Consider the following 16,475-nt stretch of genomic DNA (forward strand, 5'->3'; position numbering starts at 1 on the left):
CGTACGAGAAGAACCCGTACGAGAGACAAGGCGGAAGTAGTGCAGGAACAGGACGACCTGATCACCCGGGCCCAGGCCTGGCTGGCGGAGGACCCGGACCCGGAGACGGCCGAGGAGCTCGCGAAGCTCATCGAGGCCGGGGACGTCACGGAGCTGGCGGACCGGTTCTCCGGCACCCTCCAGTTCGGCACGGCCGGACTGCGCGGCGAGATCGGCGCGGGCCCGATGCGGATGAACCGCTCGGTGGTCATCCGGGCCGCGGCCGGCCTCGCGGCCTACCTGAAGGCCCAGGGCCATGCCGGCGGCCTGGTCGTCGTCGGCTACGACGCGCGGTACAAGTCCGCGGACTTCGCCCGCGACACCGCCGCCGTGATGACCGGCGCGGGCCTGCGCGCGGCCGTCCTGCCCCGCCCGCTGCCGACGCCGGTCCTCGCGTACGCCATACGGCACCTGGGTGCCGTAGCCGGCGTCGAGGTGACCGCGAGCCACAACCCGCCCCGGGACAACGGCTACAAGGTCTACCTCGGCGACGGCTCGCAGATCGTGTCCCCCGCGGACACCGAGATCGCCGCGGAGATCGGGCGCGTGGAGACCCTCGCCTCGGTCCCCCGTCCGGAGTCCGGCTGGGAGGACCTCGGCGACGAGGTCCTGGAGGCCTACCTGGCCCGTACGGACGCCGTCCTGACCCCCGGCTCCCCCCGGGGCGTGCGGACCGTCTACACGGCCATGCACGGCGTCGGCAAGGACGTCGTCCTGGCCGCCTTCGCCCGCGCCGGCTTCCCGGCCCCGGTCCTCGTGGCCGAGCAGGCGGAGCCGGACCCGGCCTTCCCGACGGTGGCCTTCCCGAACCCGGAGGAGCCGGGCGCGATGGACCTGGCCTTCGCGACGGCCGCCCGGGTGAACCCGGACATCGTCATCGCGAACGACCCGGACGCGGACCGCTGCGCGGTGGCCGTCCCCACCGCGGACGGCTGGCGCATGCTCCGCGGCGACGAGGTCGGCGCGCTGCTGGCGGCCCACCTGGTCCACAAGGGCGCGCAGGGCGTCTTCGCGGAGTCGATCGTGTCGTCCTCGCTCCTGGGCCGGATCGCGGAGGCGGCGGGCGTCGGCTACGAGGAGACCCTCACCGGCTTCAAGTGGATCGCCCGCGTCGAGGGCCTGCGCTACGGCTACGAGGAGGCGCTCGGCTACTGCGTGGACCCCGAGGGCGTCCGCGACAAGGACGGCGTCACCGCCGCCCTGCTGGTGGCGGAGCTGGCCTCGGAGCTCAAGGAGCAGGGCCGTACGCTGACCGACCTGCTCGACGACCTGGCGATGGAGCACGGCCTGCACGCCACCGACCAGCTGTCGGTCCGCGTCTCGGACCTGTCGGTCATCGCCTCGGCGATGGCCGCGCTGCGCGCGCAGCCGCCGGTGTCGCTGGCGGGCCTGCGGGTCTCCTCGGCGGAGGACCTGAACCGGGGTACGGCGACGCTGCCGCCCACGGACGGCCTGCGCTACTACCTGGAGGGCGACTACAAGGCCCGGGTGATCGTGCGGCCGTCGGGCACGGAGCCGAAGCTGAAGTGCTACCTGGAGGTCGTGGTCCCGGTGGCGGACGCCGCGGACCTCGCGCCGGCCCGCACCCGCGGCCAGGAGATCCTGGACGGGATCAAGAAGGACCTGTCGGCAGCCGCCGGCATCTGATTTCCTCCCGCGCCGCTCGCGCGGCTCGGCCCCGAGGGGCCTCCCCGCTTCGCGCCGCTGCACCGGACTCCGTCCGTGGGGTGCAGTCCAGGGGCTTCGGCCCCTGCCCGGCCCCCTGAGCTCCGGCTCGGGGGGCCTTCGGCGTCCCCGGGGCGAGTCCGGGGGCGCGCCTACCCGCACCTGATGACGGCCGGATCCCCCCACGGGCCACCCGAGCGCGTCAGATCGCTGCGCGCGTCTCCCGTCTCGGCGTCCGGCGGCCGCCCAGAGCGTTCAGCCGAGGTCGAGCAGCATCACGTCGTGCAGGGGTGCGCCGGGCCACGGGTGTGCATCACCCACCTTGCGGTAGCCCCATGCGCGATAGGCGGCCACGGCCGCTTCGCTGTCCGGGTGGACGTTGAGCAAGACCCGTTCGGCGTCGACGGTGGCGAGCAGGGTGTCGTGCAAGCGGCGGGCGACGCCCTGTCGACGCCAGGCGGCGCGCACGGCGAGTTCCATCAGACCGAAGGTTCGACGGCCGTCCTCGCGCCGCATGTCTTCAGGAACCGGCTCCAAGAGCTGATCCCACCAACCCGTTTGGGGGCCGAGGGGGTACCCGTACGCCATGCCGACCGGCCGACCGTCTTCGGTCGTCGCCAGCGCTCCGAGGAAAGTGCTCTTACGGGTTTGGGCCCGGAACCGGCGGAAGGCGGCTGATACCTCCGCGTCGCTTTCGGCATAGGGCGGTTCGGCGAACGCCTCGGCGTAGACCAGGCGGAAGGCGTCCTCTGCGCTCGCTGCAGCCGAGCCGTCGAGCCGTATGACGCGGATCTGTGACTGACTCATCCCGGACCCTTTCGAACGGTCTCGTGAATGCGCGCGACGCAGTCGCGGGCGGTCTGGCTGGGAATCCCGGCCGCTGACCTCTGGAAGTCACACACCTTGCCCAGCAAGCGGGGAGAAGCGATCCCACCCCACGTGTCCAGGACGCCGTATACCTCGGCACACGCTTCTTCGAGCTCTCCGGCTGCCAGCAGGGCATCGGCGAACCTGATCCGGTAGGAGGCACTGTTCCGGGCCAGATCGCCGCCGATGCCTTGCACGGCGGCACGAAGGAACGGCACCGCTCGCTGTGGTTGGTTCGCCCTCATGTACATGTCGGCAGTGGCGTAGTCGACTTCGAACGGCCCCACAAACCGAGCCCAGTTGGGCACTTCTTCGTCGGAATCAGCACGCCCCTGATATTGAACGGACCGGCTGAGAGCCCGGCGTGCGCTTGCCAGATCCCCTGAGTGAATGGCCACGTTGGCACTCCGAAGTGCGATCACGAGGTGAACGGTCGCACCGGCCTGTGTCCGAGCCGCCAAGCGGTATGCGTTCTCCACGGCACTCGCCGCCTCCCACGTTCGATCTGCCTTGATCGCCAGTAGGACCAGGGTCTCCAGCACGGAAATCTGAAGGAGGGGGTCGTCGACGAGCTGAGCCGCTGCAAGGGCTTCCATACATGCCGACCTGCCCTCGGCAATGCGGCCGCCGTCATAGCCGTACCAGGCCCGATGCCCATGCAATTCGGCGAGCATCTTCTGGAGCTCGCACCCAACAGCCGAGGTGTACGACCCGCTTTCCAAGGCGCCGGTGATGTCCGCCTCGATATGACCGGCCTGGATGCCGGCCGGCGCGCTGCCCTTGGTGTGGTCGGTCCGGTAGAGCTCTTCGAGCCGCTCGCGCAAACGCCCGAGCTCGAACGCGCCCACGCGTGGCCCCCGCACAGCGGGGATGAGGGCCGCCGCTACGAGGGCACCCGCGTCCGCGACGAAGGATCTCCTCTTCACGTTCCCAGAATCACTGATCGGCGCTGCCACCGTCACGCGATGGAGCGGAACCTCGAAACCCATCTCGGCAAGCGGGACACCGAACATCGCCTCCAGGACGATTTGCTGGCCCGGGTGAGGAAGGGGCGGCGGCGTTTCGTTCTCCCAGCGCCGTAACTGGCGGACGCTCACCGCGGCGGCGATGCCGAGCCGCGCTGCCTCCGTAGCGAATGCCGAGACGAACGACGCCTGTGTGTATCCCGCTGCCTGGCGTAACGGGACCAGTTTCTTCACCAGCTCGCTCACCATCCGTGCGTGGTCCGTGACGGTTTCAGGATACGGGCGGCAGGTGGCGGCGAGAGGAAACGTCCGCCTGAACGTCCGCCCTCCCAGCGACCGCGACACCTCTCTGGGCGCTGGACTTGGCTCCACGCCACCCCGCGCGAAAGGCAGAGGATCCATGACCACGATCCACGAAAGAGCCGCCCACGAAGACCCTTGTCCAAAGCCGGAGGCCGGGACCGGACCCAGTCAGGAACTCCTCGACCGTGCGCGGGTCGGCTGGGAGCGCTTCCTCGACACCTTCGAGGCGGCATCCGATGAGAAGCTGTACGAGTGTGTCCCCCACCGCCTCCTGCACCGCCGTGTCCGTGACATCGCGTCCGGTACCGAAGGTGAGCTGATGGCCGTGGTCAACGAGAACGTGTCCGGCACCGGCGCCGCGCAGTGGGTGCGGCTGGCCTATGTCCGCGACTTGTCCGGTCTCGAATTCACCACCGCGGCAGGCAACATCGTGCCCGCCGAGTACATCGACACCTTGGAAGCCTGCCTCAAGAGGCCATCCGACTGACCCCGATCGGCCCTGGACGGCCGCCTGCCGCGAAACCGAAGGCTCCTGCTGCGCAGAACGCTCTCCCCGCCCCGCGCAGCGACCGAACACCCGGCAGCGGTGCTCTGCACGGCCGTGCCCGTTCCGGGGCGCCTCCCCGGGCCCACATCCGCCGGTCGGAGGCCGGCGCAGCGGCACGAAGCCGGGGGGGCGCCCCCGGCGCCGAGCCGCGCGAGCGCGCGTCAGGAGGGGGTGGGGGTCGGGCGGACCAGTTCGCCCAGGGTGGGGACCGATTCCGGGCGGGAGCGGACCGCCTCCGTGCACTCCCACGCCCGCGGCGGATCCGCGTCCGGCCCGCCCAGCACCACCGGCCCCGGCCCCGCCGACACCGCCTCGCTGCCCGCCAGCGTGCACACCACCTGCGACAGGGCGACCGGCGGCAGGTCCTCCGGCTTGCGGCTGAGCCGCACCGTGCCCGCCGGATCGCCCGGGCGCGCCGGTGCGACCGTCAGCCCGTCGGGGACCGACGTCGTGAAGCCCGCGTCCCGCTCCTCCGCCGACGGCTCCCGCTGCAGCGCCTCCAGCAGCGCCTCGGCGACCAGGATCACGGGGTCGCGTACCGGCTTCTTCTCCGGCACCGGCACCACCCGCTCCACGCCGACCAGCTGCGATCCGCACACGAGCTCCACCGTGGCCCGGAAGCCCTGTACCCCGGTCTGCAGCTCCGGGGTGTCGCACGACACCCGCGAAGGCGCCGGACCGACGTCCACCGGCACCGTCGTCGCCCTGATCCCGCAGCCGGACACCAGCCCCACCAGGGCCAGCAGCACTGCCGCCCTACGCGTCCGCGTCACCGGCGATCACCTTCCCCACGTCCACCGGCAGCCGCAGCGTGAACAGCGCGCCGCCCTCCGGCCCGTTGGCGGCGGTGATGTCACCGCCGTGGATGTGTGCGTTCTCCACCGCGATCGACAGGCCCAGCCCGCTCCCGTCGGACTTGGGCCGCGAGGCGCTCGCCTTGTAGAAGCGGTCGAAGACGTGCGGCAGCACCTCCTCGGGGATGCCCGGCCCGTTGTCCTGGACCGCGATCACGAGCCACTCGCCCTCGACGACCACCGACACCCGCACCGGCGAGCCGCCGTGCTTGAGCGCGTTGCCGATCAGGTTGGCGAGGATGACGTCGAGCCGGCGCGGGTCGAGCCGCGCCACGATGCCGCGCTCGGCGTCGAGTTCGACCGCGTCGAGCCACGCCCGCGCGTCGATGCACGCCGTCACCTGGTCGGCGACGTCCACGTCGTCCAGCACGAGCCGCGCCGTCCCCGCGTCGAAGCGGGTGACCTCCATCAGGTTCTCCACCAGGATGTTCAGCCGCCGGGTCTCGCTGACCACCAGCGCCACCGCCGGTGCGATCATCGGATCGAGGTCTTCGACCTCTTCCTCCAGCACCTCGGCGACCGCCGTCAACGCCGTCAGCGGCGTGCGCAGTTCGTGCGACATGTCCGCGACGAAGCGTCGGCTGGCCTCCTCCCGGGCGCTCATGTCGGCGACCTTCTTCTCCAGCGCCTCGGCCGTCTTGTTGAACGTGTGCGACAGATCGGCGAGTTCGTCGGTCCCCGACACGTCGAGCCGGTGGTCCAGCTCGCCCTCGCCGAGGCGCCGCGCCGCGTCCCCCAGCCGCTGTACGGGCTTGAGGACGGTCCGGGCCGCGGCCTGGGCCAGCAGCGCCGACCCGAGCAGAGCGAGACCCGTGGCGATGGTCAGCGACCAGCCCAGCGCGTTCAGGTCGTCCCGCTCCTGCGCCAGGGACTTGTACATGTAGCCGGTCGGCCCGCCGCCCACGATCCGCGTCCCGCCGACCAGGTACGGATTGCCGCGCGGCTTCGTCCGCTGCCAGTACATGTGGTACTCGGAGTCGTTGGCCGCCGTCGCCTTCTGCTGGTCGTTCACCGCACGCTGCAGCGAGGCGGGTACGTCGTCCAGCCCGAAGGAGTCGGGACCGGCCGCGCCGAACACCTTGCGGCCGCCCCGCTCGTCGACCAGCAGCACGCTGTAGCCGGGGCTGCTGCCCGCCATCAGCTCGGCGGTGCGCTGCATCTCCTCGGGCGTCGGGTCGGCGGGCAGCGCCGCGGCCCGGTTCTGCATCTCCTGGCGGAAGTCGCCGAGGGCCGCGTCCTGGGTACGGGTGAGCACGGCCTCGCGGTTGAGCCAGTACGCGATCCCGGACGCGGAGACCGCGGCCACCAGCGCGACCAGGCAGAAGACCATCAGGAGCCGCAGCCGCAGGCTGGTCCAGCGCCGGCCCGCGAACAGGGCTTTGATCACTGCGGCGAGTCCAGCCGGTAGCCGACACCACGGACGGTCCGGATGAGGGTGGGCGAGGACGGCACTTCCTCGACCTTGGCGCGCAGCCGCTGGACGCAGGCGTCCACGAGCCGGGAGTCGCCGAGGTAGTCGTGCTCCCAGACGAGGCGCAGCAGCTGCTGTCGGGAGAGCGCCTGCCCGGGCCGGCGGCTGAGCTCCAGGAGCAGCCGCAGCTCGGTCGGCGTCAGTTGGAGGTCCTCGCCGTTCTTCGTGACCGTCATCGCGGACCGGTCGATGACCAGGGACCCGAAGACGGCGGAATCGGTGGCCTCCCGTTCCCCTCGGCGCAGCACGGCCCGGATCCGGGCGTCGAGCACCCGGCCCTGGACCGGCTTGACGACGTAGTCGTCGGCGCCGGACTCCAGGCCCACCACCACGTCGATGTCGTCACTGCGCGCGGTGAGCAGGATGATCGGCAGCTGGTCGGTGCGGCGGATCCGCCGGCACACCTCGAAACCGTCGATCCCGGGCAGCATCACGTCCAGCACGATCAGGTCCGGCCGCTGCTCGCGCAGCAGTTTCAGGCCGTCCTCGCCCGTCGCCGCGGTGGCCACACGGTGGCCCTGGCGAGACAGGGAGAGTTCGAGGGCCGTGCGGATGGCGTCGTCGTCCTCGATCAGCAACAGGAAAGGCACGGGCTCATTCTGTCCCATGGACCGTTCGGAGTTCGACCGTCGGGTGCACGGGATCGCACAGAGGTCGCTGTGACAGGCCTGTGACAGTCGGCGGACACCCCGGTTAAGTCCGCCGGGCAGTCTTCTACCAACGAAACCGAGCAGGATCCGAAGCAGACTCCACGACGGGGGGCGCGAGATGAACACGCTGCACAGCACCACCACCAGCGCGGTTGTCACGCGGCTGCACGATGTGAACCGCCGGGCAGGTGTCCGTTCGGTGACGGTCGCCCGTCCGCGGCCGGCGCACACGGTGGCCATCGACGCGAACACGTACCGGCCTTCCGTCCCGGAGCAGCACACGCCCGAGCTCTCCTCCACCTCGGAGGCCGAGTTCACGGCGTACGTCCAGGAGCGGCGGGCCGCCCTGTACGCGACGGCCTTCCACCTGACCGGTGACCGTTACGAGGCCGAGGACCTGCTGCAGAGCGCGCTGTTCTCCACGTACCGCGCCTGGGACCGGATCAGCGACAAGGCGGCCGTCGGCGGGTACCTGCGGCGCACGATGACGAACCTGCACATCAGCGCGTGGCGCCGGCGGAAGCTGAACGAGTACCCGACCGAGGAGCTCCCGGAGACGGCCTCGGACACGGACGCGATGCGGGGTACGGAGCTGCGCGCGGTGCTGTGGCAGGCGCTGGCCCGCATCCCGGAGCCGCAGCGCACGATGCTGGTGCTGCGGTACTACGAAGGCCGTACCGACCCGGAGATCGCGGAGATCCTGGGCATCAGCGTCGGTACCGTGAAGTCGAGCATCTGGCGGTCGCTGCGGCGCCTGCGGGACGACGAGGTGCTGAGCTTCGGCCGCGACGAGGCGGAGTCCTTCGAGGAGCTCGTCGCGTAACGCGGCACACCACAGACCATGGGCCAGGGGGCCCGTCCTACGGGGGTGGGACGGGGGCCTGCGGGGGGAGAAGGCGGGATCAGGCGGCCGGGGGTCCGCATGATCCCGCCTTCTCGCATGTCCGGCCCGGCCGACACCGTGGAACCGGCGGCTACGCCGGGGCGGCCGCGCGGTGGCGGCCCGCTGCGCAGGCGGCCAGGCGGCCGAGGGCCTCGTCGCGGCCGCAGGCGTGCGCGCCGAGGGCGGTGTGCCGGGCCACGATGCCCCGCTCCGCCCGCATCAGCCGCCATCCCCTGCGCAGCAGGAACGGCAGCGACTTGCGGCCCTCGCGCAGGTCCCGCATCAGCCTGCGCCGGAACGTCGTCGAGGGCCGCCCGCGCAGGCAGATGGCGTCCGCCAGCAGCCCCAGCTCCTGGCACCGGGCCACGATGTCCGCCGCGAAGATCCCCTCCGCGATGAACAGCGGGGTGCGGGAGATGTCCAGCGTCTCGGTACCCGTACGGGAGGACGTGGCGATGGAGTACACCGGCACCTCGGTACGGCCTGCCGCGCAGAGTTCCACGATCGCGGCGACCGCCACGTCCGCGTCCCAGGACAGCGGGGAGTCCCAGTCGATGTCGGAGCTGCCCTCGACCAGCGGGAGGGTCGGGTCGTCGGCCTCCTTGTAGAAGTCGTCCAGGCGCAGCACCGGCAGCCCGGAACGGGCAGCCAACCTGGACTTGCCGGAGCCCGAGGGCCCGGTCAACAGGACGACACGCGTAGGCAAAGGAGAGGAAGAGCTCACGGGACACCAGTCTGAACCATTCCCCCGCGCAGGGGATGCCTCCGGTGGCCGGTTGGTATCCAGGATCACACCTCGACTACGCTGCGTGCGCACGCGACTACGACCTCAGGCGGGATCCCCATGGCACGTCACGCAGCCCCCGGCAGCTCCACGCTGCGCTCCGCAGGCCTCACGCTCTCCATGGCCGGTGCGGCCCTGGCCATGGCCGCCGGCGGCGCCCAGGCCGGTGAGCTCTCGGTCCCGGCGGCCCTCGCCGGGGTCGCCGACCCCATCGCGAACCTCAAGGTGAACCCCCTGGCACACACCGGCGTGGACCCGCTCGACAACGGCGTGGCCACCAAGGTCGCCGACTTCCCGGCGGTCGGCACCACCATGGTCACGGGGATCCTGACGCAGGGGCCGTCCATCGGCGAGCTGCCCGAGGCGGCCGCGTCCTCGCTGCTCGGCCCGCTGCTGCCGAAGTAGCCGGGAGTACCGGGGCGCGAAAAGGCCCCGGCAGCACGGGGGACGCTGCCGGGGCCGGTTTTCGCAGGGCCCTTCTCGTTACAGGGGTCGGCCTAGTACGAGGATCCGCCCGAGCCCAGCGAACCCGTGGGGTGCCAGACCGTCTTCGTCTCCAGGAACGCCGTCATGCGCGACGTACCAGGGTCGGCGCTCCAGTCGTCCACAGGCTGTGGACGCAGGACGCGCTTGAGGTTGTCGGCCGCCGCGATCTCCAGCTCCTTGGCCAGCGCCGTATCGGCACCCGCCAGGTCGATCGCGTTGACGTCCTGGTGGGACGCCAGGTGCGGGCCCATCTCGCCGGCCTTGCCGGACAGGATGTTGACGACGCCGCCCGGCAGGTCGGAGGTGGCCAGCACCTCGCCCAGGGAAAGGGCCGGAAGCGGCGCCTTCTCCGAGGCGATCACGACCGCGGTGTTGCCCGTCGCGATGACGGGGGCGATCACCGAGATCAGGCCCAGGAACGAGGAGTCCTGCGGGGCGACGACGGTGACGACGCCCGTCGGCTCCGGGGTGGAGAGGTTGAAGAACGGGCCCGCGACCGGGTTGGCCCCGCCCACGATCTGGGCGATCTTGTCGGTCCAGCCCGCGTACCAGACCCAGCGGTCGATGGCCGCGTCGACGACCGCGGCCGCCTTCGACTTGGACAGGCCCTCGGCCTCGCCGACCTCGCGGACGAACTGCTCGCGGCGGCCCTCCAGCATCTCGGCGATGCGGTAGAGGATCTGCCCGCGGTTGTACGCGGTCGCGCCCGACCAGCCGCCGAAGGCCTTGCGGGCCGCGACGACCGCGTCCCGCGCGTCCTTGCGGGAGGACAGCGGGGCGTTGGCCAGCCACTTGCCCTTGGAGTCCTGCACCTCGTACACCCGGCCGCTCTCGGAGCGGGGGAACTTGCCCCCGACGTACAGCTTGTAGGTCTTGAAGACGCTCAGACGCGTCGCAGAAGACTCAGACATCGAGGTAGCCCTCCAGGCCGTGGCGGCCGCCCTCGCGGCCGAAGCCCGACTCCTTGTAGCCGCCGAAGGGCGAGGTCGGGTCGAACTTGTTGAACGTGTTGGCCCAGACGACACCGGCGCGGAGCTTGTTCGCGACCGCGAGGATGCGCGAGCCCTTCTCCGTCCAGATGCCGGCGGACAGGCCGTACTGGCTGTTGTTGGCCTTGGCGACGGCCTCGTCGGGCGTACGGAAGGTCAGCACGGACAGCACCGGGCCGAAGATCTCGTCGCGGGCGACGGTGTGCGCCTGGGTGACGTTCGTGAAGAGCGTCGGGGCGAACCAGTAGCCGGAGGACGGCAGCTCGCACGCCGGGGACCAGCGCTCGGCGCCCTCGGCCTCGCCGGTCTCCGCGAGCGCGGTGATGCGGGCCAGCTGCTCGGCGGAGTTGATCGCGCCGATGTCGGTGTTCTTGTCGAGCGGGTCGCCCAGGCGCAGCGTGGAGAGGCGGCGCTTGAGGGAGTCCAGCAGCTCGTCGTGGATCGACTCCTGGACCAGCAGGCGCGAGCCCGCGCAGCAGACCTGGCCCTGGTTGAAGAAGATGCCGTTGACGATGCCCTCGACGGCCTGGTCGATGGGGGCGTCATCGAAGACGATGTTGGCGCCCTTGCCGCCCAGTTCCAGGGTGACCTTCTTGTCCGTACCGGCGATCTGGCGGGCGATGGCCTTGCCGACCGCGGTCGAGCCGGTGAAGGCGACCTTGTTGACGTCCGGGTGCTCGACGAGGGCCGCGCCCGCGTCGCCGTAACCCGTGAGGATGTTGACGACGCCCTTGGGCAGGCCCGCCTGGCGGCAGATGTCCGCGAAGAACAGCGCGGAGAGCGGAGTCGTCTCGGCGGGCTTGAGGACGACCGTGTTGCCGGCGGCGAGCGCCGGAGCGATCTTCCACGCCAGCATCAGCAGCGGGAAGTTCCACGGGATGACCTGGCCGGCGACGCCCAGCGGGCGCGGGTTCGGCCCGTAGCCGGCGTGGCCGAGCTTGTCGGCCCAGCCCGCGTAGTAGAAGAAGTGCGCGGCGACGAGCGGGAGGTCCGCGTCGCGGGTCTCCTTGATCGGCTTGCCGTTGTCCAGGGTCTCCAGGACGGCCAGCTCGCGGCTGCGCTCCTGGATGATCCGGGCGATGCGGAAGAGGTACTTGGCGCGCTCGGAGCCGGGCAGCGCGGACCAGGTCGCGAACGCCTTGCGGGCGGCCTTGACGGCGCGGTCGACGTCGGCGGCGCCGGCTTGGGCGACCTCGGCGAGGACCTCCTCGGAGGACGGCGAGACGGTCTTGAAGACCTTGCCGTCGGCGGCGTCGGTGAACTCACCGTCGATGAAGAGCCCGTACGAGGGGGCGATGTCGACGACCGAGCGGGACTCGGGAGCCGGTGCGTACTCGAATGCAGATGCCATGGTGATCAGTCCACCGTCACGTAGTCGGGACCGGAGTAACGGCCGGTGCTCAGCTTCTGGCGCTGCATCAACAGGTCGTTGAGCAGGCTGGAGGCGCCGAAGCGGAACCAGTGGTTGGTCAGCCAGTCCTCGCCCACGGTCTCGTTGACCAGGACCAGGAACTTGATGGCGTCCTTGGTGGTCCGGATGCCGCCGGCCGGCTTCACGCCGATCTGGATTCCAGTCTGCGCCTTGAAGTCGCGGACGGCCTCGAGCATCAGCAGCGTGTTGGCGGGGGTGGCGTTGACGCCGACCTTGCCGGTGGAGGTCTTGATGAAGTCGGCGCCCGCGAGCATGCCGATCCAGGAGGCCCGGCGGATGTTGTCGTACGTCGACAGCTCGCCGGTCTCGAAGATGACCTTGAGGCGGGCGGCGGTGCCGTCGGGGCGTACGCACGCCTCCTTGACGGCCCTGATCAGCTCGTACGTCTCCAGGTAGCGGCCGGCGAGGAAGGCGCCACGGTCGATGACCATGTCGATCTCGTCGGCGCCGGCGGCGACGGCGTCACGGGTGTCCGCGAGCTTGACGGGCAGCGCGGCGCGGCCGGCCGGGAAGGCCGTGGCGACGGAGGCCACCTTGACGTCGGCGCCGTTCAGGGCGGCCTTGGCGGTGGCCACCATGTCGGGGTAGACGCAGACCGCGGCGGTCATGGGAGTGCTGCGGTCGGTCGGGTCGGGATTGGCGGCCTTGGCGGAGAGCGCTCGGACCTTGCCCGGGGTGTCCGCACCCTCAAGCGTGGTCAGGTCGATCATCGAAATGGCCAGGTCAATGGCGTACGCCTTGGCCGTGGTCTTGATCGAACGGGTACCGAGCGCGGCCGCGCGGGCCTCCAGGCCGACGGCGTCTACGCCGGGCAGCCCGTGCAGGAAGCGGCGCAGCGCGCTGTCGGACGTCGTCACGTCAGCGAATGCGGTGAGGGTAGTGGGCATGGTCACAAGATGAGCATATCTACGCGCGTAGCGGCCTGTCACCCCCCGAGGCCGCACATCTGTGCGGGGTTGGCCACATCCGGGCGGGGCGGGGATCCGGCCGGACTCCGGCCTGCGGACCGCTGACCTCCGCTTTTCCTGTTACACCGCGCGGACAGGAACCCGATCGTCCGGTCGAACGAGATCCGTAAATTTCTCTTCAGCAGCCCGCCAGACCTCACCGGATGAAAGCTTCGGCAGAGAACCCGTAGAGAAAAGGGGCATGCGACTCTCCCAACCTTCCCGCGACAAAGCTTCCAGGAGTCGTTATGCGTACCGCCCTCCGCACCTCGATCGTCACCGCCGCCCTCGCCGGGGCCCTGCTCGCGCCGGCCGCGACGGCCCTCGCCGCGCCCGCCCCGCAGGCCGTCACCTCGGTGACCGCGGTGTCTGCGGTGTCTGCGGTGTCTGCGGTGTCTGCGGCCTCGTCGGACAAGGGCCGCTACGACGGCGAGATCCACCTCGTCGGCGACCGGGTGATCGCGGTGCTGCGCAACGACGTCGAGGGCCCCGAGGTCTGGATCCGCGCCGTCGGCGACAACTGGAAGCCGGCCGACGGCTGGGCGGGCCGGGTGCTGGCGAAGCTGGACCTCTCGAACCGCGTCGCGGTGCTCGACGGCACCGAGTACAAGCTCACCGACGAGGGCCGCTACGGGCTCAACGTCCACCGGCAGGGCGAGGGCGCTTCGGACTTCTACCTGCTGCCGAAGGCCGCGCCGACCACCACGCCCTCCACCAAGCCGTCGACCCAGCCCTCCGCCAAGCCCTCCGCCAAGCCCTCCGCGCAGCCGACCGCCAAGGTCACCGTCAAGCCGGCCGCCGACGTGAAGCCGCAGACGGGCGCGCAGACCGTGGTCGTCCCGCAGGGCGCGGTCGCCGCCGGCGCGGAGATCGCCGCCGAGGACACCGACAACAGCACCACCGTGGCCGCCGGCGCCGGTCTCGTCGCGATCCTCGCCGTGCTCGGTGCGGCCCTGATGGTCCGCTCCCGCCGCGCCCGCAACGGCGCCTGAGCGGCATCCCTGCCCTCACGGTTCCTGCCTGTTCCTCCCCGTTCCGCCATCCGGCGGGCCACCTCCGCGGTGGCCCGCCGGGCCCGCTTCCCGGAGCACCCCATGGCCCACCGCGTCCGCCCCCTGCTCGCCGCCGCCCTGCTCGGCCCGCTCGCCCTCGCCGCCCTGACCGGCTGCGGCGGCGCACCGGCCGCCCCCACGCCCCCGCCGCACATCGCCGCGGCCGCCGCGCCCGCGCCGGCCGCGGCGTCGTCCGCCGGGGCGTCGGCCGCGCCCGCCACCCCGCTGCCCGCCTCGGAGCCCGTACGGGTACGGATCCCCGCGGCCGGGGTGGACGCGGGCCCGCTGCTGGAACTGGGCCTGGCCGCCAACGGCACCGTCGAGGTGCCCTCCGTGGCGGACGGGAACCGGATCGGCTGGTACACCAAGGCCGTCACCCCGGGCGAGACCGGCCCGGCCGTACTGATCGGACACTTCGACACCGCGCGCGGCCCTGCCGTCCTGCGCAACGTCTCGAAGATCCGCACCGGTGACGAGATCACCGTCTCCCGGGCGGACGGCACCACCGCCGTCTTCCGGGTGCGCGAGCTGGAACAGGTCGACAAGAAGAACTTCCCGACCGCCAAGGTGTACGGGAACACCGCGCGCCCCGAGCTGCGGGTGATCACCTGCGGCGGCGAGATCACCGAAGGCCACCGCCCCGACAACATCATCGTGTACGCCGATCTCGTGGGCTGAGACGGCTTGAGGCAGAATCGGGCGCATGAGCAGCCAGCAGCCCACTGACGAACCGGTGTACGACGACCGGGTCTACCGCTCCCCCATGGCCGTCGTCACCGGCGTGCTGCTGCTCGCGCTCATCGCGTGGCTGTGCGGGGACGCCATCGTGCGGGGATCGGGGGACTCCCCGTGGTTCGCCGCGGCGATCGCCCTGCTGGCCGTACCGCTGACCGTGGCCTTCACCATCCGCCCGGCGGTCTTCGCCAACGACGACCGGATGCGCGTACGGAACCCGTTCCGGATCATCGAGCTGCCCTGGGCCGCCGTGGACGCGGTGCGCGCCGGGTACTCGGCGGAGGTGCTGGCCGAGGGGTCGAAGTACCAGCTGTGGTCCGTTCCGGTCTCGCTGCGCGAGCGGAAGAAGGCGAGCCGGCAGCAGTTCTCCCGCCGCGGCGGGCTGACCAACAAGGGACTGAGCTCGCCCGAGGGCGGCGACGCGGCCTCCACCGCCGCCGTCGAACCGCCGCGGGCCCACGCGGACCAGGTGGTGGACGAGCTGCGGGAGCTGGCCGAGCGCGGCGCCACGCGGGCCGGCGCCCGCGGCAGCGTGCGCGTGCGGTGGTCGTACGAGGTCATCGCGCCCGCCGTCGCGGGCGCGGTGTTCCTGATCGTCCTCCTCGCCACCCGCTGACGGCGGGCCCCGCCCCGGGCTAGGCCCGGGGGACGCCGAGGCCGGCGAGGGCCGCGGCCAGTGCGCGGCCGCAGAACCCGGCCACGATCGTGCGCAGCGGCCGTCGTGCGCCGCCGTCCGCTGCTGTGCGCCGTACGGGGCTGCGTCGTGCGGGCATGGCTGTTCTCCTTCGGCTGCCACCGGTGGGCCGCGCCCACTGTGCGGGTCCGCAGCGGCAGCGCAGGCGGGTCCGTCGCCGACCCGCCGGGGTTTCATCCGATCGGATCGTCATATGCCGCCTGCTCGCCGGATCCGACCGGAACCGCAGCCACCGGGCGCTGCGTCCTCGCAGGTGTGCAGCGCAATGAGGTCGGCCGCAGTGCCGCCACCGCCATTCACCTCCGGCTCCGACTCCTGGGCGGGGGGCTGCTGATCGCTCATCTCCTCCTCGTCGGCTGGCTGACCCTGCGGCCCCTGGACGTGCCCTGGGCGGCCGCCGCCAATCTGACCCCGCTGGAGGGGATCCGGGAGGACCTCTCGTACGGACCGCTCGAGGCGGTCCGGCGGATCGGGGAGGGGCTGGCGCTGCTCGCCCCGCTCGGGGTGCTGCTGCCGCTCGTCAACGGGAACCTGGCGCCCTCGCCGCTGGCCGCGTGGTCCTCGCTGGGCCGGACCGCAGCGGCGGGCGCGCTGGTCTCGCTCAGCATCGAGATGCTCCAGAGCGCGGTGCCCGGGCAGGTGGTCGACGTGGACTCGGTCCTGCTGAACGGCCTCGGCGTGGTGCTCGCGCACGTGGCCGTCGTACCGGCACTGCGGGCGCGGCTGCGGCGCTCGCAGCGCTCCCAGCACTCCACTCAGGGCTCTACCCCGAGAATTCCCAGGGTCGGCCTCGGTCCGTGGACCGACGTTCTGTCCGCAGTGCCGCGGGAGTATTGAGGTATCGCGGGAGCCCACCTTGACCGACCGTTCCGGTGGCCCGCAGAGCCCACAGAGGAGAAACCCATGAGCGCCATTGCCCGCCCCCGTGACGGCCGCTGGATCGGCGGCGTCTGCGCCGGACTGGCGCGCCGCTTCGGAATTTCCGCGAATACGATGCGCCTGATATTCGTCGTCTCGTGCCTGCTGCCCGGCCCGCAGTTCCTGATCTACCTGGCGCTGTGGGTGCTCCTGCCCAATGAGAAGTCCCCCTCCAACACCTGGTAGCACGTCCG

The 16,475-nt window shown here is 71.5% G+C and carries 19 protein-coding genes; 9 read left to right on the forward strand and 10 right to left on the reverse strand.

All coding sequences use genetic code 11. The features are described from left to right. Nucleotides 1–39: 39 nt before the first annotated feature. Nucleotides 40–1,686, forward strand: a complete 1,647-nt coding sequence (locus tag OG299_RS15915; protein ID WP_266626152.1) for a phospho-sugar mutase — start codon at nt 40–42, stop codon at nt 1,684–1,686. A 273-nt stretch (nt 1,687–1,959) separates the two neighbouring features. Here OG299_RS15915 and OG299_RS15920 read toward each other — a convergent pair whose 3' ends face one another. Together OG299_RS15920 and OG299_RS15925 are read right to left on the reverse strand one after the other, a co-directional pair. Then, nucleotides 1,960–2,511 carry a GNAT family N-acetyltransferase gene (locus tag OG299_RS15920; protein WP_327361826.1) on the reverse strand — a complete coding sequence of 184 codons (552 nt, stop codon included), beginning with the start codon at nt 2,509–2,511 and terminating at the stop codon, nt 1,960–1,962. Then, a complete protein-coding gene (locus tag OG299_RS15925) occupies nt 2,508–3,785 on the reverse strand; it encodes an NsdA family TPR-like regulatory protein (protein ID WP_327361827.1) in 1,278 nt (425 codons plus the stop codon). Before OG299_RS15925 ends, OG299_RS15920 begins: the two co-directional genes overlap by 4 nt. Nucleotides 3,786–4,083: 298 nt before the next feature. Here OG299_RS15925 and OG299_RS15930 point away from each other — a divergent pair, with 298 nt between their 5' ends. Next, nucleotides 4,084–4,326, forward strand: a complete 243-nt coding sequence (locus OG299_RS15930) for a hypothetical protein (RefSeq protein WP_266633284.1) — start codon at nt 4,084–4,086, stop codon at nt 4,324–4,326. 221 nt (nt 4,327–4,547) lie between these two features. On the opposite strand, the gene OG299_RS15935 is transcribed toward OG299_RS15930, so the two are convergent. Genes OG299_RS15935 through afsQ1 form a run of 3 tightly spaced genes read right to left on the reverse strand, consistent with a single transcriptional unit; the run spans nt 4,548 to nt 7,301 of the window. Then, complete coding sequence (locus tag OG299_RS15935) at nt 4,548–5,159, reverse strand: GerMN domain-containing protein (protein ID WP_266626158.1); 612 nt, start codon at nt 5,157–5,159, stop codon at nt 4,548–4,550. After that, nucleotides 5,143–6,570 carry a sensor histidine kinase gene (locus tag OG299_RS15940; protein WP_266633286.1) on the reverse strand — a complete coding sequence of 476 codons (1,428 nt, stop codon included), beginning with the start codon at nt 6,568–6,570 and terminating at the stop codon, nt 5,143–5,145. The genes OG299_RS15935 and OG299_RS15940 overlap by 17 nt, the downstream gene beginning before the upstream one ends. Nucleotides 6,571–6,623: 53 nt before the next feature. After that, nucleotides 6,624–7,301, reverse strand: coding sequence for a two-component system response regulator AfsQ1 (afsQ1, locus tag OG299_RS15945; protein WP_266626159.1), 678 nt, complete (start codon nt 7,299–7,301; stop codon nt 6,624–6,626). 178 nt (nt 7,302–7,479) lie between these two features. Between afsQ1 and OG299_RS15950 the strand changes: the two genes are divergently transcribed. After that, the gene (locus tag OG299_RS15950; protein WP_266626161.1) at nt 7,480–8,184 is read left to right on the forward strand and encodes a SigE family RNA polymerase sigma factor; all 705 of its coding nucleotides are present in this window, start codon (nt 7,480–7,482) and stop codon (nt 8,182–8,184) included. Nucleotides 8,185–8,335: 151 nt separating this feature from the next. On the opposite strand, the gene OG299_RS15955 is transcribed toward OG299_RS15950, so the two are convergent. After that, nucleotides 8,336–9,034: a uridine kinase family protein gene (locus OG299_RS15955; protein ID WP_266633288.1), complete on the reverse strand. Its 699-nt coding sequence runs from the start codon at nt 9,032–9,034 to the stop codon at nt 8,336–8,338. A 54-nt stretch (nt 9,035–9,088) separates the two neighbouring features. On the opposite strand from OG299_RS15955, the gene OG299_RS15960 reads away from it, so the two are divergent. Beyond that, on the forward strand, nt 9,089–9,433 hold the full coding sequence (locus OG299_RS15960) for a hypothetical protein (RefSeq protein ID WP_327361828.1): 345 nt from the start codon (nt 9,089–9,091) through the stop codon (nt 9,431–9,433). Nucleotides 9,434–9,525: 92 nt separating this feature from the next. On the opposite strand, the gene OG299_RS15965 is transcribed toward OG299_RS15960, so the two are convergent. Genes OG299_RS15965 through deoC form a run of 3 tightly spaced genes read right to left on the reverse strand, consistent with a single transcriptional unit; the run spans nt 9,526 to nt 12,822 of the window. Then, complete coding sequence (locus OG299_RS15965) at nt 9,526–10,425, reverse strand: aldehyde dehydrogenase family protein (protein WP_327361829.1); 900 nt, start codon at nt 10,423–10,425, stop codon at nt 9,526–9,528. Beyond that, nucleotides 10,418–11,854, reverse strand: coding sequence for an aldehyde dehydrogenase family protein (locus tag OG299_RS15970; RefSeq protein ID WP_327361830.1), 1,437 nt, complete (start codon nt 11,852–11,854; stop codon nt 10,418–10,420). The genes OG299_RS15965 and OG299_RS15970 overlap by 8 nt, the downstream gene beginning before the upstream one ends. A 5-nt stretch (nt 11,855–11,859) precedes the next feature. After that, nucleotides 11,860–12,822, reverse strand: coding sequence for a deoxyribose-phosphate aldolase (deoC, locus tag OG299_RS15975; protein ID WP_327364531.1), 963 nt, complete (start codon nt 12,820–12,822; stop codon nt 11,860–11,862). A 308-nt stretch (nt 12,823–13,130) separates the two neighbouring features. On the opposite strand from deoC, the gene OG299_RS15980 reads away from it, so the two are divergent. The 3 genes from OG299_RS15980 to OG299_RS15990 all read left to right on the forward strand — a co-directional run bounded on the left by OG299_RS15980 (nt 13,131) and on the right by OG299_RS15990 (nt 15,285). Then, on the forward strand, nt 13,131–13,874 hold the full coding sequence (locus OG299_RS15980; RefSeq protein WP_327361831.1) for a hypothetical protein: 744 nt from the start codon (nt 13,131–13,133) through the stop codon (nt 13,872–13,874). A 102-nt stretch (nt 13,875–13,976) separates the two neighbouring features. Then, on the forward strand, nt 13,977–14,612 hold the full coding sequence (locus OG299_RS15985) for a class F sortase (RefSeq protein WP_327361832.1): 636 nt from the start codon (nt 13,977–13,979) through the stop codon (nt 14,610–14,612). A gap of 25 nt (nt 14,613–14,637) precedes the next feature. Then, on the forward strand, nt 14,638–15,285 hold the full coding sequence (locus OG299_RS15990; RefSeq protein WP_266626175.1) for a PH domain-containing protein: 648 nt from the start codon (nt 14,638–14,640) through the stop codon (nt 15,283–15,285). 19 nt (nt 15,286–15,304) lie between these two features. On the opposite strand, the gene OG299_RS15995 is transcribed toward OG299_RS15990, so the two are convergent. Further along, nucleotides 15,305–15,442, reverse strand: a complete 138-nt coding sequence (locus OG299_RS15995; RefSeq protein WP_327361833.1) for a hypothetical protein — start codon at nt 15,440–15,442, stop codon at nt 15,305–15,307. Nucleotides 15,443–15,618: 176 nt separating this feature from the next. Between OG299_RS15995 and OG299_RS16000 the strand changes: the two genes are divergently transcribed. Beyond that, nucleotides 15,619–16,200, forward strand: coding sequence for a VanZ family protein (locus tag OG299_RS16000; RefSeq protein ID WP_266626179.1), 582 nt, complete (start codon nt 15,619–15,621; stop codon nt 16,198–16,200). Nucleotides 16,201–16,266: 66 nt separating this feature from the next. Next, nucleotides 16,267–16,467 carry a PspC domain-containing protein gene (locus tag OG299_RS16005; protein WP_327361834.1) on the forward strand — a complete coding sequence of 67 codons (201 nt, stop codon included), beginning with the start codon at nt 16,267–16,269 and terminating at the stop codon, nt 16,465–16,467. Nucleotides 16,468–16,475 lie beyond the last annotated feature (8 nt).

This window comes from Streptomyces sp. NBC_01296 (assembly GCF_035984415.1).
In the GTDB taxonomy this organism is placed as follows: domain Bacteria; phylum Actinomycetota; class Actinomycetes; order Streptomycetales; family Streptomycetaceae; genus Streptomyces.